Annotated in this window: 19 protein-coding genes; 11 read left to right on the plus strand and 8 right to left on the minus strand. The window is 67.5% G+C overall.

What is annotated here, in order from left to right; translation table 11 throughout:
* Positions 1-42 precede the first annotated feature (42 nt).
* From OHA40_RS34495 to OHA40_RS34515, 5 genes are all read left to right on the plus strand, one after another.
* Positions 43-1,389 (plus strand): cytochrome P450, encoded by a 1,347-nt coding sequence (locus OHA40_RS34495; RefSeq protein WP_330230983.1) that lies wholly within the window; start codon positions 43-45, stop codon positions 1,387-1,389.
* Positions 1,386-2,291, plus strand: coding sequence for an alpha/beta fold hydrolase (locus OHA40_RS34500; protein ID WP_330230984.1), 906 nt, complete (start codon positions 1,386-1,388; stop codon positions 2,289-2,291). The genes OHA40_RS34495 and OHA40_RS34500 overlap by 4 nt, the downstream gene beginning before the upstream one ends.
* The gene (locus tag OHA40_RS34505) at positions 2,275-3,132 is read left to right on the plus strand and encodes an SDR family NAD(P)-dependent oxidoreductase (protein WP_330230985.1); all 858 of its coding nucleotides are present in this window, start codon (positions 2,275-2,277) and stop codon (positions 3,130-3,132) included. Before OHA40_RS34500 ends, OHA40_RS34505 begins: the two co-directional genes overlap by 17 nt.
* A gap of 71 nt (positions 3,133-3,203) precedes the next feature.
* A complete protein-coding gene (locus tag OHA40_RS34510) occupies positions 3,204-4,721 on the plus strand; it encodes a flavin-containing monooxygenase (protein WP_330230986.1) in 1,518 nt (505 codons plus the stop codon).
* 163 nt (positions 4,722-4,884) lie between these two features.
* A complete protein-coding gene (locus tag OHA40_RS34515; RefSeq protein WP_330230987.1) occupies positions 4,885-5,421 on the plus strand; it encodes a TetR/AcrR family transcriptional regulator in 537 nt (178 codons plus the stop codon).
* Here the strand turns inward: OHA40_RS34515 and OHA40_RS34865 are convergent.
* From OHA40_RS34865 to OHA40_RS34535, 4 genes are all read right to left on the minus strand, one after another.
* Positions 5,418-5,795, minus strand: a complete 378-nt coding sequence (locus OHA40_RS34865) for a hypothetical protein (RefSeq protein WP_442943876.1) — start codon at positions 5,793-5,795, stop codon at positions 5,418-5,420. The two genes, OHA40_RS34515 and OHA40_RS34865, sit on opposite strands and share 4 nt — an antisense overlap.
* A 211-nt stretch (positions 5,796-6,006) precedes the next feature.
* On the minus strand, positions 6,007-6,918 hold the full coding sequence (locus tag OHA40_RS34525) for an NAD-dependent protein deacetylase (RefSeq protein WP_330230988.1): 912 nt from the start codon (positions 6,916-6,918) through the stop codon (positions 6,007-6,009).
* A gap of 70 nt (positions 6,919-6,988) precedes the next feature.
* The gene (gene lexA, locus OHA40_RS34530) at positions 6,989-7,651 is read right to left on the minus strand and encodes a transcriptional repressor LexA (protein WP_330230989.1); all 663 of its coding nucleotides are present in this window, start codon (positions 7,649-7,651) and stop codon (positions 6,989-6,991) included.
* Positions 7,648-8,637: a LysR family transcriptional regulator gene (locus tag OHA40_RS34535; protein WP_330230990.1), complete on the minus strand. Its 990-nt coding sequence runs from the start codon at positions 8,635-8,637 to the stop codon at positions 7,648-7,650. The genes lexA and OHA40_RS34535 overlap by 4 nt, the downstream gene beginning before the upstream one ends.
* Positions 8,638-8,806: 169 nt before the next feature.
* Between OHA40_RS34535 and dnaE the strand changes: the two genes are divergently transcribed.
* A complete protein-coding gene (gene dnaE, locus OHA40_RS34540; protein ID WP_330230991.1) occupies positions 8,807-12,340 on the plus strand; it encodes a DNA polymerase III subunit alpha in 3,534 nt (1,177 codons plus the stop codon).
* A gap of 7 nt (positions 12,341-12,347) precedes the next feature.
* On the opposite strand, the gene OHA40_RS34545 is transcribed toward dnaE, so the two are convergent.
* The gene (locus tag OHA40_RS34545; protein WP_330230992.1) at positions 12,348-14,642 is read right to left on the minus strand and encodes a molybdopterin-dependent oxidoreductase; all 2,295 of its coding nucleotides are present in this window, start codon (positions 14,640-14,642) and stop codon (positions 12,348-12,350) included.
* Between the two features lie 378 nt (positions 14,643-15,020).
* On the opposite strand from OHA40_RS34545, the gene OHA40_RS34550 reads away from it, so the two are divergent.
* Both OHA40_RS34550 and OHA40_RS34555 read left to right on the plus strand, forming a co-directional pair.
* Complete coding sequence (locus tag OHA40_RS34550) at positions 15,021-16,343, plus strand: family 1 glycosylhydrolase (protein WP_330230993.1); 1,323 nt, start codon at positions 15,021-15,023, stop codon at positions 16,341-16,343.
* Positions 16,344-16,390: 47 nt separating this feature from the next.
* Complete coding sequence (locus tag OHA40_RS34555; protein WP_330230994.1) at positions 16,391-16,585, plus strand: hypothetical protein; 195 nt, start codon at positions 16,391-16,393, stop codon at positions 16,583-16,585.
* Positions 16,586-16,595: 10 nt separating this feature from the next.
* Here OHA40_RS34555 and OHA40_RS34560 read toward each other — a convergent pair whose 3' ends face one another.
* On the minus strand, positions 16,596-17,597 hold the full coding sequence (locus OHA40_RS34560; protein WP_330230995.1) for an NAD(P)H-dependent flavin oxidoreductase: 1,002 nt from the start codon (positions 17,595-17,597) through the stop codon (positions 16,596-16,598).
* A gap of 98 nt (positions 17,598-17,695) precedes the next feature.
* Positions 17,696-18,394, minus strand: a complete 699-nt coding sequence (locus tag OHA40_RS34565; RefSeq protein ID WP_330230996.1) for a TetR/AcrR family transcriptional regulator — start codon at positions 18,392-18,394, stop codon at positions 17,696-17,698.
* A gap of 180 nt (positions 18,395-18,574) precedes the next feature.
* Between OHA40_RS34565 and OHA40_RS34570 the strand changes: the two genes are divergently transcribed.
* From OHA40_RS34570 to OHA40_RS34580, 3 genes are all read left to right on the plus strand, one after another.
* Positions 18,575-20,296 (plus strand): GMC family oxidoreductase, encoded by a 1,722-nt coding sequence (locus OHA40_RS34570; protein WP_330230997.1) that lies wholly within the window; start codon positions 18,575-18,577, stop codon positions 20,294-20,296.
* 325 nt (positions 20,297-20,621) lie between these two features.
* Complete coding sequence (locus tag OHA40_RS34575) at positions 20,622-22,181, plus strand: serine hydrolase (protein WP_330234477.1); 1,560 nt, start codon at positions 20,622-20,624, stop codon at positions 22,179-22,181.
* A 124-nt stretch (positions 22,182-22,305) separates the two neighbouring features.
* Positions 22,306-22,941: an MspA family porin gene (locus OHA40_RS34580; protein WP_330230998.1), complete on the plus strand. Its 636-nt coding sequence runs from the start codon at positions 22,306-22,308 to the stop codon at positions 22,939-22,941.
* A gap of 402 nt (positions 22,942-23,343) precedes the next feature.
* Here the strand turns inward: OHA40_RS34580 and OHA40_RS34585 are convergent, their stop codons facing one another.
* Positions 23,344-23,853: an HXXEE domain-containing protein gene (locus OHA40_RS34585; protein ID WP_330230999.1), complete on the minus strand. Its 510-nt coding sequence runs from the start codon at positions 23,851-23,853 to the stop codon at positions 23,344-23,346.
* Positions 23,854-24,062: the final 209 nt, after the last annotated feature.

Genomic DNA, 24,062 nt, shown 5'->3' on the forward strand with positions numbered 1-24,062 from the left:
TAGCTCTGGTACATCGGAGTACCACGCGAGGGAGGTGGGCGTATGCCCGCTGTCAGACTGCCCGAGGGTCCATCTACGCCGCCGATCGTGCAGAGCCTCGAGCTTTTCACCGGGCGAACCCGGACGTGGCGGCGCATGCAGGGACGCTTCGGTTCGGCGTTCACCATCCACATGCCCAGATTCGGGCGGGTGGTCGTCCTCGCCGAGCCCGCCGAAATCAAGGCGTTGTTCACCGCCGGGACCGACGTCGTCGACAACATCGACACCAACCTCGGCGAATTCCTCGGCCCGGGCTCGCTGTTCGCGCTCACCGGCGCCGAACATCGCAAGCAGCGCAAATTGCTCACCCCGCCCTTCCACGGTCGACGGCTCACCGTGTACGAGGCGCTGATCGAAGAAGAAGCGGTCCGCGAGATGGCGTCCTGGCCCTCGGGCCAGGAGTTCGCCACGATGGACTCGATGATGCGGATCACGCTGAATGTGATCCTGCGTGCGGTGTTCGGCGCCGAGGGCGCGGAGTTCGAGCAACTACGCGAACTGCTACCCAAACTGGTTCTGATCGGGTCGGCGCTCGCGGCGATTCCGGTGCCGAAGGGAATGCTGGGCCGGTTCGGCCCCTGGTCCCGGTTCCAGGCCTACCGCCGCCGCTACGACGAGATCGTGGACCGGCTCATCGACCGCGCCGCCGCCGACGAGCGGATCGCCGAGCGTGACGACGTGCTGGCGATGATGCTGCAATCCCGATACGACGACGGCTCCGCCATGAGCCGCGGCGAGATCGCCGACGAACTGCTCACCCTGCTCACCGCCGGTCACGAGACCACCGCGACGACCCTGGCCTGGACGATCGAACGGCTGCGCAGGCATCCGGACGTGCTGCGTCGCCTGGTCACCGAAGCCGACGCGGGCGGTGCGCAACTGCGTGAGGCCACGCTGCTGGAGGTGCAACGCGTCCGGCCGGTGATCGACCTGACGGCACGCACCGTCCGGGCGGAATCGATGCAGCTGGGGCGATGGAACCTGCCGAAGGGCCAGAACGTCGTGGTCAGCATCCGGCTGATGCACGACAACGAGGATCTGTTCCCGAACGCCCGCACCTTCGACCCCGACCGATTCGTCGGTGTCCGGCCGGGCACCTTCAGCTGGATTCCGTTCGGCGGCGGCCAACGCCGGTGCATCGGCGCCGCGTTCGCCACGATGGAGATGAACGTCGTCCTGCGCACCCTGCTGCGCGATTTCACGCTGGAACCCACCGACGCCCGAGATGAGCGACCGCACTTCCGTGGCGTCGCGCTGGTCCCCGCCAAGAAGGGCCGAGCCGTGGTGCACCGCCGCTCCCCGCGCCGCACCGCGCCCGACCGCGATCGCGCCGCCGAGGTGACCGCATGACCGAGCGATTCGCCCACATCGGCCGCGGTGTCACCCTGGCCTACGACCAACTGGACAGCGGCGGCGTCCCGCTCGTGCTGGTCGGCGGGCTGGGCCAGCAAATCCACGACTGGCCCGACGGATTGTGCGAGCTGCTGGCGGCGCGCGGCTACGAGGTGATTCGATTCGACAATCGCGATGCGGGTGCATCGACGCACGGCGACTTCCCACCACCGGGTCCGGTCGATTTCCTCCGCAAGCGCTGGCATCGCGACCAATACGATCTCACCGACCTGGCCGCGGACACCGTCGGCATGCTCGACGCGCTGGAACTGCCGTCCGCGCACTTGGTCGGCATGTCGATGGGCGGGATGATCGCGCAGACCGTCGCCGCGCGCTACCCGTCCCGGGTCGACTCGCTGACCTCGATCATGTCCACCACCGGCGCCGCCCGGGTGGGACGCCCGGCGTGGTCGACCTGGCGATTGATGTTCAGCCGACCGGCGCGCGACCGCGCCGAGCATATTGATCACACGGTGCGCATGTACCGGCACATCTCCTCGACCGGATATCCGTTCGACGAGCCCGCGGTCCGCGTAGCGGCAGCCACGACCTGGGATCGCGACCCCGCGTCGGCCGCCGGTGTCGGCCGTCAGCTCGCCGGCATCCTGAAATCCGGTGATCGGACCGGGGAGCTGCGCGCGGTCACCACGCCCACGCTGATCCTGCACGGTGACCGCGACCTGATGGTCGCCCCGACCGGCGCGGCCGCGACCGCTCGCGCCATTCCGGGCGCCCGCCTGCACACCCTTCCCGGGATGGGCCACGACCTGCCCGCCGCGGCATGGCCGACGCTCGCCGACCTCATCCACGACCACATCCGCACATCCGAGGCAAGGAGCACCGATGCCCCGCACCCCTAGGCCGCTGTCCGGCCGCCCGGTCATGATCACCGGCGCGGCCTCCGGGATCGGCCGCAGCCTGGCCCAGCTGTTGTCGCGCAACGGCTCACCCGTGGCGATCGCCGATATCGATCAGATCCGCCTGAAGGAGACGGCATCGACGCTGACCGGCCCGGTGCTCACCCGCGTCCTCGACGTGCGAGATGCCGCCGACCAGCTCGCCTTCGCCGACGAAGTCCGCGGCTGGCTGACCGCACCGCTGGCGGCGGTCTTCAACAACGCCGGTGTCGCGGTCTCGTCGTCGGTGCTCGACGCGGTCCCCGAGGACGACGAATGGTTGCGGCAGATCAATTTCGACGGCGTCGTCAACGGCACACGAGCCTTCCTGCCCATCCTCGTCGAGCAGGATTACGGGGTCATCGTCAACACCTCGAGCGTATTCGGGCTGCTCGGCATGCCGTATGAAAGCGCTTACTGTGCCTCGAAATTCGCAGTGCGAGGGTTCACCGACGCACTGCGGCAGGAACTGCGGGGCACCGGGGTGTCGGCGGTGAACGTCCATCCCGGCGGCATCAGGACCAACATCGCCCGCAATGCCAGGGCCCGCACAGACCCCGAAGGCCGCGGACGGACGCACGAGCAGATGGCGGCCGATTTCGAGGCCATCACCCTGACGACTCCGGAGAAGGCAGCCGAAAGCATCTGCCGCGGCGTCGAACACGGGAAATCCCGGATTCTGGTCGGCCCCGACGCCTACCTGCTCGACCTCCTGGCGCGGGTCACGCCCACCCACTACTACGGCGTGGTCGCGCTGGTGGAGCGTCTCCTGCGTACCCGCAACACGACAGGAGCCAAGGCATGACCGGTCAGGCCAGGAAGCGGCGGCGGAGCGTGGCCACGGAGGGCTCCGCTCACGCCCGGAAGGACACAGCAATGAGCGAACACGTCGACGTCCTCATCGTCGGCGCCGGATTGTCCGGTATCGGAGCCGCCCACCACCTGCAGGCGGAATTCCCGGACCGCACCTACGCGATCCTCGAGGCACGCGACGCCATCGGCGGTACCTGGGACCTGTTCCGCTATCCGGGCGTTCGCTCCGATTCCGACATGCACACCCTCGGTTACCGATTCCGCCCGTGGACACAAGCCAAGGCCATCGCCGACGGTCCCGCGATCCTGCAATACGTCCGCGACACCGCCGCGGACGCCGGCATCGATCGGTTCATCCGGTTCGGGCATCGCGTGATCGCGGCCTCCTGGTCCACAGCCGAGTCGCGCTGGACCGTGCAGGCCGAACACCACGGCACCACCTCCACACTGACCTGCAACTTCCTGTTGGTGTGCAGCGGCTACTACCGCTACGACGAGGGCTACACACCCGAGTTCACCGGAGTCGGCGATTTCCGCGGCCAGCTGGTGCATCCGCAGCACTGGCCCGCCGACCTGGACTACGCAGGCAAGCGGGTGGTCGTCATCGGCAGCGGCGCCACCGCGGTGACCTTGGTACCGGCCATGGCCGAGCAGGCCGCACACGTGACGATGCTGCAGCGATCACCGACCTACATCATGCCCGTCCCGTCCGAGGACACCCTGGCCAACAGGCTGCGCGGACTGCTCGGACCACGACGGTCGTACACGATTGTCCGCTGGAAGAACGTGCTGCTCAACACGCTGATCTACGAGTTCAGCAGACGTCGGCCGCGGCAGATGCGGAAATTCATTCGCAGCCTGACGGTGAAACAACTGCCCGACGGCTACGACGTCGACGCGCACTTCAGACCGACCTACCAGCCCTGGGATCAGCGGCTGTGCCTGGTTCCGGACGGGGATCTGTTCCGAGCGATCCGTGACGCCCGCGCGTCGGTCGTCACCGATCGCATCGACAGATTCACCGAAACCGGGCTGCGCCTCGAATCCGGGCGCGAACTGCAGGCCGATGTGGTGGTGACCGCGACCGGTCTGCAACTGCTCGCGCTCGGCGGCATTCGGTTCACGGTCGACGGGCAGGAGGTCGCGCTGCCGAACACCATGGCCTACAAGGGAATGATGCTCAGCGGCGTACCCAACTTCGCGTTCACTGTCGGCTACACCAATGCGTCCTGGACGTTGAAAGCCGATCTGGTCAGCGAATTCGTCTGCCGAATCCTGCGGCACATGGACACCGGCGGCTATCACCAGACCACCCCCTGGCCGGATCCGACCGTGTCCTCGGCGCCGCTGCTGGACTTCCAGGCCGGGTATGTGCTGCGGGCCATCGACGGATTCCCCAAAGCGGGCTCCCGGGCTCCGTGGCGGTTGGGCATGAGTTACGGGCACGACGTGATCACGCTGCGGTACGGACGCATCGATGACGGCACCATCCGCTTCACCCGTCGAAGCGAACGGCCGCACGATGCCGAATCCACCGAAGTCAGCGGACCGGGTCGCGGCTCCGACCAGATCACGGCCTGAATCCGGTGCATGCAGCTGTGCCGCCCGCGGCGAGGCTCGGGCGGCACACCAGATGTCGAGGGGAGTAACTAACCTGATATTCGTGACACGTGCCGAGCCTGTACCTCGTACTTCCGCCGAGCCCAGCGCCGAAGCGGGGTTCCGCCGTCGTCTCCTCGACAGCATGGCCATCGCCATACGCGACCGCGGCTACCAGGACTCGACCGTCGCCGACGTGGTCCGCCACGCCCGCACTTCGCGGCGCACCTTCTATGAGCACTTCTCCAGCAAACAGGATTGCTTCATCGCCCTGTTGACCGAGCGGAACAAAGAAACGATCCAGAAGATCGATGCCGCGGTCGACACACACGCGCCGTGGCGCACGCAAGTGCGCCAAGCCGTCGAGGCATGGATCCGTTCCGCGCAGGAGGACACCTCGATCACGCTCAGTTGGATCCGCGTTGTCCCCGCTCTGGGCGAAGACGCGCGGCACGTGCAGCGCGACGCCGGCGACGAGTTCATCACCCTGATCCAGAAGCTCACCAGCACACCGGAATTCGCCGCCGCCGGCGCGCACCCACCCAGTCGCCAGCTGGCGACGATCATGCTCGGCGGCTTCCGTGAACTCATCGCGACAACCGTCGAGGACGGCAACGACATCGCCGACATCATCGACGTGACAGCCGAAGCCGCGATCGCGCTCCTCGGCCCCCGCGGTTAGCCCCCGAAGGCGGCGGCGCGGTTGGAGAACCAGCAGCGTCTAACGCTTCGGATGTTGCGGGCGCCGGAGGAATCCCCGCTCAGCTCCGCTTGGGGCGATCGGGCCGGTAGAACCACTGCTCCAAGTTGAAGTCCGCACGGATCTTCTTCTGATCCACGAGGAACTGCTTGGTCCCCGCCAGCAATCGGATTCCGGTCGGTGCGAGGATTCACGCCGAGTGCAAGCAGCAGCCGGCGGCGGAGTGCGGAGAATTCGGGGTCGACCACTGACCGCGGGCGGGCGACGGTGATGTCGAAGGGTTCGGCGATGCGGGCGTCGCGCAGCACGACCGCGCGATCGGCGAGCAGCAACGCCTCCTCCACGTCGTGGGTCACCAGCAGCACCGACTGCCGATGGACCGAGCCAGGACCGGGCGCCCAATTGCCATATGACGAGCGCGAGTACGAGACCGGACGACGCTCGGGCCAGGCCGAGGACTCGTCGAGTCACGGGAGTCGACGGATCGGTGATCGGCTCGATCGAAGGGGAAGGTGCATTCGCCCGGCTCGGATTTGCGGGAGCGAGCGGCGCCTGGGGCGACGACAGCTACACGCGCTCGGCGGATTCGGCCATGCTGGGCGAGCCGCGCTGAGCCGTTGCCGGAAGGCGGGTTTCACCGAGGTACTCGACGAGGGCGGGCAGGACGTCCGAGCACCCGGCGTCGAGGGTGAGCGCGGCCAGCTCGTCACCGCGGGTGCGGCCACGATTGACGATGACCACCGGACGCCCGCCCTTGACAGCGTGACGGACGAATCGCAGCCCCGACATCACCGTCAGCGACGACCCGGCGACCAGCAATGCGTCGGCCACGTCGACGAGCTCGTAGGCCGCGGCGACCCGCTCCTTCGGTACGTTCTCCCCGAAATACACGATGTCCGGTTTGAGCAGGCCACCGCAGCGTTCGCAGTCCACCATCCGGAAGCTTGCGGTATCGGTGACCACCGCGTCTGCGTCCGGTGCGACCTCGAGCCCATCACCGGCCACCGCCTCGGCGAAGCCCGGATTGGCCGCCTCCAGCCGGTCGGCCAGCGCCATCCTGGAGATCAGCGCCGCGCACGCCAGACAGCGCACCCGCGCGTAGGTGCCGTGCAGATCGATCACCCGCCGATGCCCCGCCTTGGTGTGCAACAAGTCCACGTTCTGCGTGATCAGGCCCGTGACCACGCCCATCCGCTCCAGCCGCGCCAGCGCACGATGCCCCGGATTGGGACGCGAACCGTCCATCTGCCGCCACCCGACGTGGTTGCGCGCCCAGTACCGCTGCCGGAACACCTCGTCACCGACGAACTGCTGGTAGGTCATCGGGTTGCGCGGCGGCGACGAGGGACCCCGATAGTCGGGTATCCCGCTGTCGGTCGAGATTCCGGCACCGGTCAGCGCGACCACCCGGCGCCCGTCGAGCAACTCCACCAGCCGCTCGAACCCGGCGCCGGGATCCGCCCGCGCGAAGTCCGACATGCCGTTCAGGGTACGGCGGCCGCCCCCCCAGAGCGGTCCGCGCACACCTCGCGCGGCCGGTCCGGCGAGGTCAGACGCGCCGCATCACCGAAACGACCTTCCCGAGCACGACCGCCTCGTCACCGTCGATCACGTCGTAGGCCGGGTTGCGCGGCTCCAAGTACACATGTCCGTTCCGCCTCCGATACACCTTCACCGTCGCCTCCCCGTCGATCATCGCCGCGACGATCTCCCCGGAATGCGCCTCGTGTTGTCTGCGGATCACCACGATATCGCCGTCGCAGATGGCCGCGTCGATCATGGAATCACCGCGCACCCGCAGCCCGAACACCGTGCCGCGCCCGACGAGTTCGCGTGGCAACGTCATGACGTCGTCGGCATGCTCCTCGGCCAGGATCGGCGCACCCGCCGCGATATCGCCGACCACCGGCACCGCCACCGTATCCTCCGCGGCCTCCCGTCGAGCCGGGGCCTGCAAGAACATCCGTACATCGATCGGACGCGACACGGTCCGGCTGCGGCGCAGAAAACCGCGCTCCTCCAGGCTTTTCAGATGCTTGGACACCGACGACGCCGACCGCAGACCCACCGCGTCACCGATCTCCCGCGCGCTCGGCGGATACCCGTGCCGGACCACCCAATCCCGAATCGTGGCGAGAATCCGCTGCTGTCGCGGCGGCAACGTCGAAGTGTCGAGATGCTCGAACGCGTCGAGCTGGTCGTATCCGGTCACCCGGGGAATGGTAGAGGGGCCGACGGACGATCCGCCCCGCCCGGCACGGTGAACAACGCCCGATCGGCCTCCGGAACCCAGCAGGAGGCGGCGATGTCCCGGTTGTAGTTGTCCGCCACGTGTTCGACCAAGTGCGCCAATCCCGGATGCCGATTGCCGGCCGCCCACAGCAGCGCCAGCGGATACGCCGGAGTGGGATCCACGATCATCAGCCGCCGGACGTTCGGATGCCACGGCGTCAGCCCGCCATCACCGGTGAAGGTCATCAGCGACGATGAGTCCGCGATGCGTTCGACGATCTGCGCCAAGCTCTCCAATCGGCCTCTGGTATCGATCGGAATCCCGCTGAAAGCGCTGAAATCTCGATAGAAGTCCGCCCACTCCGATGGAACAGCCGCGCCCGGTACCCACACCGGATGCCCCGCGATCTCACGCAACGCGATCGTGGAGCGCCCCGCGAACGGGTGATCCTTCCCCACCAGCAGATACAGCGGCTCCAGATACGCAGGGGCGGCGACGATATCGGCGGGCAGTGCCACCGGCCCGCCGTGCGCGCGAGCCAACGCCGCGTCGACCTGCCCGCTGCGCAGCGCCTCCCGCGAGGTCGTGATCACGTTCGAGATGACGATCTCGGTGTCGGAGTGCGGGTGGCGGGCAAGGTAGAACTCCATCAGATCGGTCGCCGCCACGCGCTTCCCGAGCACCGCCACCCGCAACGGCCGTACCTGCTCCCGCACCGCCCGCACCGCGGCATCGGCGCCCGCCAGCAGCGCCCGCGCATGCGGCAACAATCGGGCGCCGGCGCCGGTCGGCGAGCTGCTGCCGTGCCCGCGCTCGAAAAGAACCGCCCCGAGCTGGGATTCGAGCTTCGCGATGCGCTTGGACACCGCCTGCTGACTGATACCGAGCACGGCGGCGGCATGACCGAACTGCTCCTCCTCCACCACCGCGACGAACGCGCGCAACGCCGCGAGATCCAGATCCACACGCCACCTCCATTGACAACCATCCGTTGTCTATACCGTCGTGTCTTTTGTTCGACTTCACCGATCTCCGCTGCTCAGATGGATCAGCACTCACGATCGACGAATCCAAACTACAACCGGACGAGGTTCGCTCGATCGGCAGCTCCCGTGATCGCCGAGGGGATACCGAATGAACGCCGCGTCCTTCGTCCACCTGCACAACCACACCGAATTCTCGATGCTCGACGGCATGGCGAAAGTCGGTCCGCTCTTCGCCGAGGCCCAGCGGCTGGGCATGCCCGCCGTCGGCATGACCGACCACGGCAACATGTACGGTGCGTCCGACTTCTTCAACCAAGCCACCACAGCGGGCATCACACCGATCATCGGGATCGAGGCCTACGTCGCCCCCGAATCAAGACGATCCACCCGCCGCGTGTTCTGGGGCGAGCCCGGCCAGCGCGCCGACGACGTATCCGGGTCCGGCGCCTATCTGCATATGACCATGTTCGCCCGCAACACCACCGGCTTGCGCAACCTGTTCCGGCTCTCCTCCCTCGCCTCGATCGAGGGCCAATTCGGCAAATGGCCACGCATGGACGCCGAACTCATCGCCGCGCACGCCGACGGCATCATCGCCACCACCGGCTGCCCCTCCGGCGAAGTACAGACCCGGCTGCGGCTCGGACAGTTCGACGAAGCCTACGAGGCGGCCGGGCGATGGCGAGAGATCTTCGGCCCCGAGAACTTCTACCTCGAACTGATGGACCACGACCTGACGATCGAGCGACGCGTCCGCGAACACCTGCTCGCCATCGGCGACAAGACCGGCATCCCGCCGCTGGCCACCAACGACTGTCATTACGTCCTGCCGAGCCAAGCCGCCGCGCACGAAGCGATGCTGTGCGTGCAAACCGGCAAGACGCTGTCCGATCCCACTCGATTCCGCTTGGGTGGCAACGGCTACTACCTGAAGTCGGCAACGCAGATGCGCGCTCTGTGGGACGACGAAGTCCCCGGCGCCTGCGACGCCACCCTGGCGATCGCCGAACGTATCGAACCCTACGACGAGGTGTGGCAGTTCCGCGACCGGATGCCGGTGTTCCCCGTCCCCGATGGCCATACCGAGGACAGTTGGTTGCGCCACGAGGTCCACGCCGGACTGCGCTGGCGCCTTCCGGACGGCATTCCGGACACCTACCTCGAGCGCGCCGCCTACGAACTGGACATCATCCGCGACAAGGGATTTCCGGCCTACTTCCTGGTAGTCGGCGACCTCGTTTCGCACGCCCGCGACATCGGCATCCGAGTCGGACCGGGACGCGGCTCGGCCGCGGGCTCACTGGTCGCCTACGCCCTCGCCATCACCAACATCGACCCGATCGAACACGGCCTGCTCTTCGAACGGTTCCTCAACCCCGAACGCCCCTCCGCACCCGACATCGACATCGACTTCGACGACCGCCGCCGCGGCGAGATGATCCGCTACGCCACCGAACGCTGGGGCGCCGACCGAGTCGCGCAAGTCATCACATTCGGCACCATCAAGACCAAAGCCGCCATCAAAGACTCGGCCCGAGTCAACTTCGGCCAGGCCGGCTTCGCCGTCGCCGACCGGATCACCAAAGCCCTGCCACCGGCGATCGCAGCCAAGGATATTCCGGTCGCCGGCATCATGGATCCCACCCACGAACGATACGCCGAAGCCGCCGAGGTCCGCGCCCTGATCGAATCCGATCCCGACGTCCGGCGCATCTACGACACCGCCGTAGGGCTGGAGGGCCTGGTTCGCGGCACGGGCGTGCACGCCTGCGCCGTGATCATGTCCAGCGAGCCGCTCATCGACATCGTGCCGCTGTGGCGACGCCCCCAGGACGGCGCGCTGATCACCGGATGGGACTACCCGTCCTGCGAAGCCATCGGACTGCTCAAGATGGACTTCCTCGGCCTACGCACCCTCACCGTGATCGGTGACTGCCTGGACAACATCCGCGTCAACCGCGGCATCCACATCGATCTCGACACCCTCACGCTCACCGATCGCAACACCTACGCGATGCTCGCCCGCGGAGACAACCTCGGCGTATTCCAAATGGACTCGGCCGGAATGCGGGAACTCCTGCTGCGGATGGCGCCCACCGAATTCAACGACCTGATCGCCTCCAACGCCCTCTACCGGCCCGGACCCATGGGCGTCGGTGCGCACTGGGCCTACGCCGACCGCAAGAACGGCCGCGAGTCCATCACGCCCATCCACCCCGAACTCGACGAACCTCTCCGCGAAATCCTCGGCGAAACCTACGCGCTGATCGTCTACCAGGAACAGATCATGCACATCGCCCAGCAGGTCGCCGGCTACAGTCTCGGACAAGCCGACCTGCTGCGCCGGGCCATGGGCAAGAAGAAACCCGACGTGCTGGCCATGGAATTCGAAAACTTCCGCAACGGCATGCGCCGCAACGGATACAGCGACGCCGCAGTGACCGCCCTGTGGGAGGCGGTACTCCCCTTCGCGGGCTACGCCTACAACAAATCGCACGCGGCAGGCTACAGCCTCGTCATGTACTGGACCGCCTACCTCAAGGCGAACCACCCCGCGGAATTCATGGCCGCGCTCCTCACCTCCGTCGGCGACGACAAGGACAAGTCCGCCCTCTACCTGGCCGATTGCCGCAAGCGCGGCATTCGCGTCCGGCCACCCGACGTGAACACCTCGGCCGCCACCTTCACCAGCGTCGGCGCCGACATCCGCTTCGGCCTCGGCGCCATCCGCAACGTCGGCGGCCCCGTCGTCGAGGCGATCATCCGCGCTCGCGACTCCGGCGGCCCCCTCACCGACTTCTCCGACTATCTCGACCGCGTCGACACCGCCGCGTGCAACAAGAAGGTGACCGAATCACTCATCAAGGCAGGCGCGTTCGACTCCATGGGCCATCGGCGCAAAGGCCTGCATCTGGTACACGAAGACGCCATCGATGCCGCGCTCGGCGTGAAGAAGGCCGCCGCGCTCGGCCAATTCGACCTGTTCGCCGCCGCCGACACCGACGAAACCTCCACCGTCTTCCACGTTCCCGTCCCCGACGAGGAATGGGACAAACCCCAATTGCTGGCATTCGAACGAGAGATGCTGGGCCTCTATGTCTCCGGACACCCGCTCGACGACATCGCCGGTGCGCTCGCCGCCTCCGCCGACACCCCGATCGCCACCGTCCTCGCGGGCACCGTGCCCCACGGTCGCACCATCGTGCTCGGCGGGATGATCGCGGCAGTCGAGCGCCGGATCACCAAGAAGGGCGACCCCTGGGCAATCGTGCGTTTGGAAGACCTGGACGCCAGCACCGAGGTCCTGTTCTTCCCAGCCACCTACACCCGATCGGCTACCGCGCTGACCGAGGACGCGGTCGTACTCGTCACCGCCCGCGTCAACATTCGCGAAGGACGGCTATCACTCGTCGCCGACGCCCTCACAGTTCCCGAGCTCGCGTATGGGAGCGGGAACCCGATCACGCTCTCCCTCCACGCCCACACCTGCACCCACGACACCGTGCGGTCATTGCGGGAGATCTTCCAACGCCACCCTGGAGGAACCGAGGTGCAAATCCTGTATCACGCACGAACCGGCCCGGCACGCTACAGTATCGATCCCACACTGCGCGTCCACGTATCGCCCGCCCTGCTCGGCGATCTCAAAGCACTGCTCGGCCCGTCCTGTGTGACGGTATGACCGAAGCTCAGTCCGATTTCCCTGCTTCGGTCGCGGGCGGGCGGAGCACGGTGACATCCGCCATCACACCCGCATAGCGTTCGATCTCCACCAGCGTGAGCTGCCCGGCGCAACCCTGGCTGAGAGTGGAGGAGGGACGATCGGCAAAGAGCACGTTCGGATTACCGTGGCGGCAGAACGTCGGGTCGGCCGGATCGGGGTCGTACCACGCCCCGGTGGACAGCTGCGCGACACCGGGCCGCACCCCGTCGTCCACGACCAGCCCGGCCAGGCAGCTGCCCCGGTCGTTGAAGACCCGCACAACCTCGCCCGCACGCAGACCACGGGCGACGGCGTCCGAGGGATGCAACCGAACTGGCTCCCGCCCAGAAATTTTGGCGGACTGGCTGTGCGCCCCCACGTCGAGCTGACTGTGCAGCTTGGTTCGCGGCTGGTTGGCCACCAACTGCAACGGGAACCGTTCGGCAGCCGCGCCACCGAGCCATTCGTCCGGCTCCAGCCAGACCGGATGCCCCGGGCAATCGGCATATCCGAAGCTGTCGACCATCGCGGAGAAGATCTCGATCTTCCCGCTGGGTGTCCCGAGCGCGAACCGGTCCGGGTCGGCCCGGAACTCCGCGGCCAGCACCTGCTCCGGATCCGGCACCGGAAGCGTGAGGCTCTCACTCGCCCAGAACGCATCGAAGTCCGGCAGGTCATGTCCCGCACGAGACTGCACGCTTCGCCACTGCTCGTAGAGATGACGCAGCCACTCGCCGACGGAACGCCCCTCGGTGAATTCTTCGCCGACACCGAGCCGTTCGGCCAGCTCGGCGAACATCCGATAGTCGTCGCGGGCCGCGCCGTGCGGCCGCGTCAACGCCTTCATCGGGAAGAACAGATTGTCGCCCTCCCCCACGCCGTAGTCATCGCGCTCGATGGACATAGTGGATGGCAGCACGATATCGGCGTGACGCGCGGTGGCCGTCCAGAACGCATCGTGCACCACCACCGTGTCGGGACGCGTGAACGCCGTGCGCAGCCGGGCCAGGTCCTGATGATGGTGAAAAGGATTTCCGCCGCACCAGTACACCAACCGAATATCCGGATAGGCCAGGTCCTGACCGTTGTAGCGATAGGCCCGACCTGGATTCAGCAGCATGTCCGCGATCCGCGCGACCGGGATGAAAGTCTCGACAGCATTGCGCCCCTGCGGAAGTCGCGGCACCGGCACCCGAGCCGGCTCACCGACACCCGCGATCGACCCGTAACCATGCCCGAACCCGCCGCCGGGCAGGCCGATCTGCCCCAGCATCGCCGCGAGTGTCACGCCCGCCCACAACGGCTGCTCGCCGTACTGCGCGCGCTGCAGTGACCAGCTCACCGTCACCAGAGTCCGCGCGGCGGCCATATCGCGCGCCAACGTCCGGATCCGGTCGGCGGGCACACCGGTGATCGCCGCGGCCCACTCCGGATCCTTCGCGATTCCGTCGACCGTGCCGCGCAGGTAATCCGCGAAGCGGTCATAACCGACCGTGTATGTCCGCAGAAACTCCTTGTCCGCCAGACCCTCTGCGTCCAAGACCTCAGCGATTGCCAGCATCAACGCCACGTCGGTGCCAGGGAGCGGGGCGATCCATTCGGCCTCGCTCTCGGCCGGGGTGTCGTCGCGCAGCGGACTGACCGACACGAACCGGCAACCTCGCGCCCGCGCCGCGGCGATCCAAGTGCGCATGTTGTGCCGAGAAACTCCACCCGGAGACACCGCCGCGTTCTTCGGCGACAAGCCACCGAACGCCACCACCAGCTCGGAATGCTCGGCCAGCACGGCCTTGGCCGTCGCATGCTGCATCACCCAGCCGATATCGCCGATCACGTGCGGCAGCAGCACCGTCGAGGTGCCGAGGCTGTAGCTGTTCACATGCCGCACGTAGCCGCCGAGACAGTTGAGGAACCGGTGCAACTGGCTCTGCGCGTGATGAAACCGACCCGCGCTGGCCCAGCCGTACGACCCGCCGTACACCGCCTCCGCACCATGCTCGCGGTACACCCGCCCGAGCTCACCCGACAACAGATCCAGCGCCCGCTCCCATGACACCGGGACGAATGGCTCTGCGCCGCGTGGACCCGACCCCGGCCCGTTCTCCAGCCATCCACGACGAACATACGGTTGGTCGATGCGGGTCGGATGATGTTGTGCCGAAGCGATATTGCCGATCAACGGCATCGGCTCCGGATCACCGCTCCATGGCCGGACCTGCGTGAGACGCTCCCCGTCGCTCTTCGCCTCGAACGCGCCCCAATGAGTCAGATGCGTTGTCACCGTTCAACCGTAACCGCACCCACCGACAGCCGACCGCCGCCTCTCCCGTCTGTGCGAGGTTGTTCGGGACGTGAGTTTTGTGGGAATTGTCGTCTGGATGGATTCATATATTTAGATGCGCATATCTACGTAACCATATGTAGTTTACCTTGCGGTGGCCTCGATCGCGTGTCGCGGGCGGCTCTACCCTGCGACTCCGGGCCCGACGTCACCCCTTTCGCTCCCCCTGACCGACGGGGCGTGAACAGGCACTTCTCCCCTACTTCAACCAAAACGGACAGTCGACCAGTTACCCTGTCCCCCGTGGTACCCATCCCGACCCGGTCCGCGTGCTGGAGGTCCACGAGCACCCGTCACCCGTTTCGGAACAGGAGTTCGATGCGATCACATCACCGCCGCCGCGTCGTGGCCGCGCTCGCGGCAGTCACCGCGGCACTGATCGGGAGTACCGCCCAGGCCACGGCCCGGCCCGCGCCGCCGGCTCAGGTGGCGCCGATGGGCCCGGAGTTCCTCTGGGGCGTCGCCGCGTCGGGATACCAGTCGGAGGGTCACGCCCCCGACAGCAACTGGACCCGCTACGTCGCGTCCGGGAAGACGTCCGACCCGTACCGGGATTCGATCGACTTCTACACGCGCTACCGCTCGGACATCGCCCTCGCGGCCGACTTGGGCGTGAAGGTCTATCGCATCGGCATCGAGTGGGCCCGCCTCCAACCCGAGCCGGGCAGGTGGGACGCCGAGGGTCTGACGTTCTACGACAACGTGGTTGCCGCCATCACGGCCGCGGGCATGCGCCCCATGCTCACCATCGACCACTGGGTGTATCCGGGCTGGGCGGTCGACCGCGGCGGGTGGAACAACCCGGGCATCGTCGACGACTGGCTGGCCAACGCGCGTGCGGTCGTGGACCGCTACGCCCCATACAACCCGCTGTGGGTGACGTTCAACGAGCCCACGTTCTATCTGGTGAACGAATTGCGCCACGGCGGAATCGCGCCGACCTCGGTGCCGGCGATGCAGGACCGAATCGCCCAGGCGCACAACAGCATCTACGACTACATCCACCGCGCGCAGCCGGATGCCATGGTCACCAGCAACGTCGCCTACATACCCGGCGGCGAGGACGTGGTGAACAAGCCGCTGGTCGACAAGATCGGCGCCAAGCTCGACTACATCGGCATCGATTACTACTACGGCCTGTCCCCCGACAGCATCACGGGCATGATGAACTTCACGGAGCTGTGGAAGAACCCATTGCAGCCGGAGGGCATCTACTATGCGCTGCAACACTATTCGCGCCAGTTCCCCGGCAAGCCGCTCTATCTGGTCGAGAACGGCATGCCCACGGAGAACGGCATGCCGCGCGCGGATGGATACGGCCGCGCCGACTCGCTCCGCGACACCGTCTACTGGCTTCAGCGCGCCAAGGCCGACGGTATGAACCTGATCGGCTACAACTACTGGAGCCTCACCGACAATTACGAGTGGGGTTCCTACACACCACGTTTCGGCCTCTACACGGTGGACGTCCTGACCGACCCGGCGCTGACGCGCAAACCGACCGACGCGGTGGCGGCATACACCGCCATCACCCGGTCCGGCGGCGTGGCGCCCGACTATCGGCCAACCCGCTCGCCGAAGAACTGCTCGTTCGTCGACGTGCCCGCCAGCTGTACCGACCCCGTCACCGTCCCGCGGTGACACGTTCGATGATCGAACCAGGAAGCGCCACCGAGAGGAAGCAGACGATGACCGACGATCCCGTCGCGGTGCTGCGTCGCTGGCACGACTCCGGCGGGGTCTGGCGGGTGGTCGGCCACCGTACCGGCGCGGTCACCGTCGCGCTCTTCCAGTGCACCGGCGGCGAGGAAGTCGACCGGCTGACCTCCGCCGATCCCGGCCTGATCCGTTTCCTCGGCGACCGCGACAGCAGCGAGGACTGAACCGGACGGCTCAGCCCTCGGCCGGTCCGTCCGCGAGGTGCGCTGTCGCGCCCGACCAGAGCCGCTCGAGCACTCGCGCGGCCGGTTCCACGGCGGTGACCAGACCGACGCCTTGCCCCGCGTCGATGGGTGCGACAGCGGGATCGTCCGCGGCGATCGCGGCGGCCAGCGCCGCGCGGGCGGATCGATCCGCGGCGAGGTCGTCCTCCCGGCCGGCCCACCGATCGGTGAACCCGGTGCGCAGCACCCGCGCGGGAAACCGTGTGGGCCAGGGTAATTCCATCCCTACGTCGTATGTGCGGGTCAAGACGGTGTCCTCGCCACGTGCGGCGACGAGCGCTCGCCGACCGGTCTCCGACAGCAGTGATTCCTCGCAGGCCGCCAGGCAGGTGCCCAACCACGCGCCACTCGCGCCCGCTCGGAGCGCGGCAGCCAGGCTCGCGGGTGCGCCGATTCCGCCTGCCGCGAGCACCGGAACCGACGCGACGTTCAGCACCGCCTCCAGGAGCGGCAGCAACGTCGTGGTCACGGCGCCATGACCGCCGCCTTCCACACCGCGGGCCACGAGGACCCCGACACCCGCGTCCTGCGCACGTTGCGCGTCCTGCGCGGTGTACACCTGAGTCGCCGCGACGATCCCCGCGTCCGTGACGCGGGCGGCCCAGTCCAGGTCGGTGCCGAAACTCACCGAGATCAGTGCGGGCCGCGCCGCGATAGCGACCTCCAGCAATTCCGGCTCCGCGGCGACCACCCAGTCGACCAATCCGATGCCGAATGGGCCGTCGACCCCGCGGACGTGCGGCAGTTCCCGCTCCAGCGCTCGGACCGAGCCGGCGCTGCCCATCCCGATCATGCCGAGGCCGCCCGCGGCGGTCACCGCCGCGGCGAGCCGTCCGCCCGCCACTGCGCCCATCGGCGCGTTGACCAGCGGAATTCGCGCGCCGATCCAGTGTGCCCAGGCGAGTGGGGCACGCGGTCCCGGCGAGGGAGGAAGTCGTTTATCGGGGTCCATCACGCATTCCATCGCAACATAGTCCAGATCGGCATCGCGCTCGGTCCTGTCTGTACCGAGGTATCACCGCGCCGATCGGTCGCCGTACGCACAGCCGATCAGCCGCGATACCCGAGCATGTCCAGCAGCGCGTCCAGTTGGAGATCGAACAGTTCGTCGCGGTCGGCGAATGAGTCGGCACCGTACATGTCGAAGACGTCCGCGCTCACCGCGCCGAACAAGCCGACCCAGAACGTCACGCCGCGGACCACCAGCCAGTCGGGCAGTTCGAGCTGGAACTCGTCCCGGATCCGCGCGAAACTGCCTGCCAGCGGGGCGGATACGCGTGGTTCCCGGCCGGGTGCCGCGAGCTTGCCCGCCTGGTTGGCGCGGGCGAAGAGGGTTTGCATAGTGGCGATCACCCGCGTGCCCGGCGCGACGGTCTCCGCCGCGGGCGCGTCGTAGCCCGGCACCGGTGTGCCGAACAGCAAGCCATAGCGGGCGGGCTCGGCCAGCGCCCAGCTCCGCACGGCGCGGCCGAGGACGCGCAGCCGGTCGATCGGATCCTCCGCGGCGTCGGCCAGCGCGGCGTCCACCGCGTCGCCGAGCGCGTTGTAGCCATCCACTACCAGCAGGGTGAGCAGCTCGTCGCGACTGCGGACGTAGCGGTAGACGGCCGAGGAAACCACGCCGAGGTCGCGCGCCACCGCACGCAGGGAGAGCGCGGCGGCGCCGTCGGTCGCCAGGTGCTCGCGTCCGATCCGGACGATGTCGTTCATGGTCTGTGCCCTGGCGCGGGCGCGGGGTGTCGTCGGCATAGCGGAAACGATGCGCGTCCGAGAGAGCGATGTCAACTATTGAGAGCATCGCTCTTTACCAGGGCGTTCCCTGCGTGCGGCCCGTTTCCGAGCGTCGTGGCGGTCACGCCGACTTGCGAACTGTTACTTACCCGGGAGTAGTGTTAGCCCTGTCACTGGCGACACGATGAGGAGTTCCACATGGACCAGCGGACGACGGATTTCGACGTGCTGATCGTCGGTTCGGGGTTCGGCGGCAGCGTCACCGCACTTCGGCTGGTGGAGAAGGGGTACAAGGTCGGCGTGCTGGAGGCGGGTCGGCGGTTCGCCGACGACGAGCTGCCCAAGACCAGCTGGGAGCTGAGGAAGTTTCTCTGGGCACCCGCGCTGGGCTGCTATGGCATCCAGCGCATCCATCCGCTGCGCAATGTCCTCATCCTCGGCGGCGCCGGCGTCGGCGGCGGCTCGTTGAACTACGCCAACACGCTGTACGTGCCGCCGGAGCCGTTTTTCCAGGACGCGCAGTGGCGCGACATCACCGACTGGCGCGAGGAGCTGACCCCGTACTACGAGCGGGCACAGAAGATGCTCGGCGTGGTGCGCAACCCGCACATGACACCCGCCGACGAGGTCTTCAAAGGCGTCGCCGACGACATGGGGGTCGGCGACACGTTCGTGCAGACGCCGGTGGGCGTGTTCTTCGGCGAGCCGGGAAAGACCGTGCCCGACCCGTACTTCGGCGGCGTCGGCCCCGACCGCACCGGCTGCGTCGAATGCGGCGACTGCATGGTGGGCTGCAAGTACGGCGCGAAGAACACCCTCGTCAAGAACTACCTGTACCTTGCCGAAAAGGCCGGGGCCGAGGTCATTCCGATGACGACGGTCACCGGGATCCGGCCACATCCCGACGGGACCTGGGATGTGTCCACCGTCCGCACCGGCGCGTGGGTGCGCAAGAACCCGCGCACGGTCACCGCGGCGCATGTGGTCCTCGCCGCTGGAACGCGCGGCACCCAGAAGCTGCTGTTCGCCATGCGCGACAAGGGCGTGCTACCGGGTCTGTCGGACCGGATCGGCGTGCTGACGCGCACCAACTCCGAGTCGATCGTCGGCGCGGCGACCAAGAAGGTCGCCCCGGGCGTCGACTTCACCAAGGGCGTCGCGATCACCTCTTCGATCCACCCCACCCCGGACACCCATATCGAGCCGGTTCGCTACGGCAAGGGCTCCAACTCGATGGGCCTGCTACAGACGCTGATGGTCGACGGCGGTGGCCGCATCCCGCGCTGGCTGCGCTTCCTGGGCATGGTACTGCGGCATCCGATGGATCTGCTCAGCTTCCTCAGCACCAAGAACTGGAGCGAGCGCACCATCATCTCGCTGGTCATGCAGCATCTGGACAATTCGATCACCACATACACCAAGCGCGGGGTGTTCGGCCGCAAACTCACCAGCAAGCAGGGGCACGGCGAGCCCAATCCGACCTGGATTCCCGTGGGCAACGACGTGACCAGACGGGTCGCCGAGAAGATCGGCGGGATTCCGGGCGGCAGCTGGGGCGAGATCGTCAACATCCCGCTCACGGCACATTTCCTCGGCGGCGCGGTGATCGGCGCCGACGCCGAGCACGGCGTGATCGACGGCTACCACCGCGTGTACGGCTACCCCACGCTCAGCGTCGTGGACGGCGCGGCGGTCTCGGCCAACCTGGGTGTGAATCCCTCGCTGACCATTACCGCGCAGGCCGAGCGCGCGGCCGCGTACTGGCCGAACAAGGGTGAGGCGGATACGCGGCCTCCGGTGGGCGCGGGATATCGGCGGATCGCCGCGGTGGCGCCGGCCAACCCGGTGGTGCCGGCGAGTTCGCCTGCGGCGCTGACGCTTCCGGTCGTCGAGATCCGGGAGACTCCGGCCGCCGGATAACAGCCGGTTCTCTTTCGCGAGTCCGCCCGCCCGGTGACGGCGCGCCTCCCCGATCGCGGTGTTCGGCAGCCGTCGAGTCGTCCTGCGGCACGCCGGCCGACTTCACGCTCGTGGACATGATCCGCGCACCGCGGCGACGCCCGGCCCAGCAGCGGCCGGGCGCTGCCTGCAGCCGACCGAGCGCCGGGGACCGGCCGAGCGGGATACCAGGAACGCCCACGCAGCAATCTCGCCTCTACTAGCCTTTAACTGGTCTTTTGCCGCTACGAAAGCCAGGAGGCGATCTGTGAGCACACTGCGGCGCGCAGTGCTCGGCCCCATAGCGATGGCAACCGCCATCGTGCTAGCCGCGACAGGATGCGGCGACGACTCGGACTCCGCGCCCGGAAACGGCACCTTGTCCAGCTCTGCGGCGATGCCCGATCAGGTGGCCGGAGTGCCGATCCCGGACGGGCGGATCGATGATGCGGTGGCCGAACTGGACCGACTCGCCGAAGACTTGCTCGACTCCTCCGGCGTCCCGGGCATGGCGGTCGCCGTCGTGCACGGCGGAAAGGTGGTGTACAGCCGAGGATTCGGGGTCCGCAACGTCGTCACCGAGGAGAAGGTGGACCCGGACACGGTCTTTCAGCTCGCGTCGGTTTCCAAGCCGGTCGGAGCGACGGTGGTCGCCCGCCGGATCGCCGCCGGTGGCGTCGAGTGGGACACCCCGGTGCGCAGGCTGCTGCCGTCCTTCGCGCTCGCCGATCCGTACGTCACCGATCACGTCACGATCGGTGACCTGTACGCGCACCGGTCCGGGCTGCCCGATCACGCGGGCGACCTGCTGGAAGACCTCGGCTATGACCGTCAGCAGGTACTCGACCGGCTGCGGCTGCTACCGCTGGGCGCCTTCCGGGACTCCTACGAGTACACCAATTTCGGCGTGACCGCGGCGGCCGTCGCCGTGGCGTCGGCCGCGGGCACCGACTGGGAGACGTTGTCGGAGCAGACCATCTACGATCCGCTCGGCATGGACTCGACCAGCTCCCGCTACGCCGACTTCACCGCCCGCGCCAACCGCGCCCAGGGGCACGTCCTGGTCGACGGCAAGTACGCGGTGGCCAACCCGCCGCGCCAGCCGGACGCGCAGTCTCCCGCGGGCGGAGTCAGTTCCTCGGTCGCCGATATGGCCAAGTGGATGGCGATGGTACTTGCGAATGGCTCCGCGGGCGGCTCGGTGCTCGTGCCACCGGAGGATCTGCTGCCCGCCATCTCGCCGCAAGCGGTGTCGGCGCCACCGAAAACGCCCGACGCGCGCGCCGGGTTCTATGGATTCGGCTTCAATGTGAGCAATTCCGCCGCGGGCCGGGTGGTACTCGGTCATTCCGGGGCGTTCGGTCTCGGCGCGGGTACCGCGTTCACCCTGATCCCCTCCGCCGACGTCGGCATCGTGACGTTGACCAACGCGGCACCGATCGGCGTGCCCGAGACACTGAATGCCGAGTTCGCCGATCTGGTCCAATTCGGGAAGATCCAACAGGACTGGCGCACGTTGTACCGCACGGCATTTCAACCCCTCAGCGCGCCGACCGGCGCACTGAGCGGCGAACAGCCGCCGTCCGACCCGGTTCCCGCGCGGCCGCTCCCGAGTTACGCGGGCACCTACGACAACGCCTATTACGGACCGGCGACGGTCAGCAGCACCGATAAATCCCTGACCCTCACCTTGGGGCCGAGGAACATGACCTTCCCGCTGAAACATTGGAACGGCAACACCTTCGTCTTCACCCCGCCCGGTGAGAACGCCAACCAAGGCACGATCTCCCAAGCGACCTTCGATGGCACCGAGCTCACGCTGGAGTACTACGACACCGAACAGCTGGGCGTTTTCACCCGCAGATAAACGGTCAGCCGCTTCTCCGTGCGGTATCAGCGACTGCCCAGCAACGGAGGCGCTCGTCGAATGCTTCAGCGCGCCTCCGAGACCGTACTATGGCGTCTGACTGTTACTAGCACTAAGGATTTCGTTGAAGGGCTCGACTATAGCGATGCTCGGCATCGCTGCCAGCGCGGCGTTCGGTATGACCGCCGCCCCCGCGACCGCCGACCAAATGGCAGACAAATCTCGCGTGATCGACACCGAAGACGGCTGGGAATTGCGGATCAGCAAGACCGCGGAAGACGTTCAACGCGTACCCAATCTGGCCGCCACACCATTCACCCGGGAAGGGTTCGTCACGTTGTCGGCGGCTGCCGATATCAGTGGCGAGGGCCAAGAAGCGGTGAATTCGGGGACATTGCAGCTGGGATACCAAATCGGCTGCCAGGCCGACGTGTCCAACGGCCTCACCGTCGGAATATCCGCGGCGATCGGCCCGAACGCGATGGTGACCATCGCGCCCTCGCCCGGCGTCGCGGTCGGCGGCAGCGCGCTGGCCCTGCCGAACATGTCGACAACCATCAAGCCGGGCACCATCAGCACCATCACACTCGGCACGAAAACGCTTGCCGGGCCGCATGGTTCGATCTCCCTCGATCAGATACAGATCAAGATCGATGCGTGTGCGGGCGCGGTCAGCCTGCGCTCGTTCGCGATCGTGTCGATATCCACCGCTACGGCCGACAATTCGGTCGCGGTCTACGGTGACCCGATATGGCTGTGATCCGCATGCGGGGATGGCGGCGTTGGATCGCGCCGGCCGGTACGTCGGTTTCGCTGATCATCGCGGCGGCCACCGCCTCCGCCGAACCCATCGTCCCTGCCGATCCACCGTCGACATGCAGCGAATCACCGGGCGCGGCACCATCTCCCGCGTGCGGCAAAGCACCGCAGTCGCGAGGTGTGCCTGCGCAACCGCAGCCACCGCTGCCACTGCAGATGCTGGCTCCCCCGCCCGCACGCTCGACACCCAGCACGAACACGCCCGCCGGCGCGCTCGTGCCGCCCGCACCGGGGCCGGGCGGAGGCACACCGATCGTGCCCGCCAAGTAGTCGGCCGGTCTACTGCTGGCGGGTCTCGTCCGAGCCCGCCAGCAGGCATCAGCAGCGGTGTGGGGCGCGATGGTCAGCCGAGGAACAGGACTCCGATCGCGGCGGCGGCGACGGTCGTGCCGATGGCGAGCGCGGCTGCCAGTTGCAGGCCGGTGAGCAGGCGTTCGCGGCGGCCCCAGAGGAACATCATCAGCGTGGCCGGCAAGGCGACGGTGGCGGCGGTGACCATGCCCGGTGAGTAGTCGCCGAACCAGGCCGCGGTGCCGAGGTGGAACACGGCGTTGACCGCGAACTGCCACTGGAACGCCACCGCCATGACCACCCACCCGGTCGCGGCGTTCGGCCGCGCGGCACGCCGAGAACACCACAGGACCAGCAGGATCAGCGGGATATGGCTGACCGCGAACGTCTCGGTGGTCAACGGCGCGAAATGCGTACTCACCCAGACCGCGAACCCGGGCATCTCCTCGAGGGTGTGCACCACGAACACCGCGAACGGCACCCACAACATCAGCGCCCGGACCACCGCCGGTTCCAGCGGCAGCCCTGGGCGTGGGCGGACTGTGGCAAGTGTGTCGGTCATCGACAACCCCTTCCATAGGTAAACATATGCGAATCTGACTATATATTGCGAGAGTGGTCGGTCAACCCCTCGGGCAGTCGTGATCTCAGATCATCGCGGGGGCCGCCACCGCATCCGGTCGCACCCTCTGGTGCAGAACGCCAGGGCGCGTGAGGGTGCAGGTGTGGACGACATCCGTCGGCGAAGATCGAAGTCGATCGGTCGCAAGC

It is taken from the genome of Nocardia sp. NBC_00508 (genome assembly GCF_036346875.1).
GTDB lineage: Bacteria > Actinomycetota > Actinomycetes > Mycobacteriales > Mycobacteriaceae > Nocardia.

What these genes read in the sequence shown, in the direction of transcription:
- OHA40_RS34510 (WP_330230986.1), top strand. Translation starts at nt 3,204, where the DNA reads ATGAGCGAACACGTCGACGTCCTCATCGTCGGCGCCGGATTGTCCGGT.
- OHA40_RS34570 (WP_330230997.1), top strand. Translation starts at nt 18,575, where the DNA reads ATGGACCAGCGGACGACGGATTTCGACGTGCTGATCGTCGGTTCGGGG.
- OHA40_RS34585 (WP_330230999.1), bottom strand. Translation starts at nt 23,853, where the DNA reads ATGACCGACACACTTGCCACAGTCCGCCCACGCCCAGGGCTGCCGCTG.
- dnaE (WP_330230991.1), top strand. Translation starts at nt 8,807, where the DNA reads ATGAACGCCGCGTCCTTCGTCCACCTGCACAACCACACCGAATTCTCG.
- OHA40_RS34550 (WP_330230993.1), top strand. Translation starts at nt 15,021, where the DNA reads ATGCGATCACATCACCGCCGCCGCGTCGTGGCCGCGCTCGCGGCAGTC.
- OHA40_RS34565 (WP_330230996.1), bottom strand. Translation starts at nt 18,394, where the DNA reads ATGCCGACGACACCCCGCGCCCGCGCCAGGGCACAGACCATGAACGAC.
- OHA40_RS34575 (WP_330234477.1), top strand. Translation starts at nt 20,622, where the DNA reads ATGGCAACCGCCATCGTGCTAGCCGCGACAGGATGCGGCGACGACTCG.
- OHA40_RS34555 (WP_330230994.1), top strand. Translation starts at nt 16,391, where the DNA reads ATGACCGACGATCCCGTCGCGGTGCTGCGTCGCTGGCACGACTCCGGC.
- OHA40_RS34500 (WP_330230984.1), top strand. Translation starts at nt 1,386, where the DNA reads ATGACCGAGCGATTCGCCCACATCGGCCGCGGTGTCACCCTGGCCTAC.
- OHA40_RS34505 (WP_330230985.1), top strand. Translation starts at nt 2,275, where the DNA reads ATGCCCCGCACCCCTAGGCCGCTGTCCGGCCGCCCGGTCATGATCACC.
- OHA40_RS34515 (WP_330230987.1), top strand. Translation starts at nt 4,885, where the DNA reads ATGGCCATCGCCATACGCGACCGCGGCTACCAGGACTCGACCGTCGCC.
- OHA40_RS34560 (WP_330230995.1), bottom strand. Translation starts at nt 17,597, where the DNA reads ATGGACCCCGATAAACGACTTCCTCCCTCGCCGGGACCGCGTGCCCCA.
- OHA40_RS34495 (WP_330230983.1), top strand. Translation starts at nt 43, where the DNA reads ATGCCCGCTGTCAGACTGCCCGAGGGTCCATCTACGCCGCCGATCGTG.
- OHA40_RS34525 (WP_330230988.1), bottom strand. Translation starts at nt 6,918, where the DNA reads ATGTCGGACTTCGCGCGGGCGGATCCCGGCGCCGGGTTCGAGCGGCTG.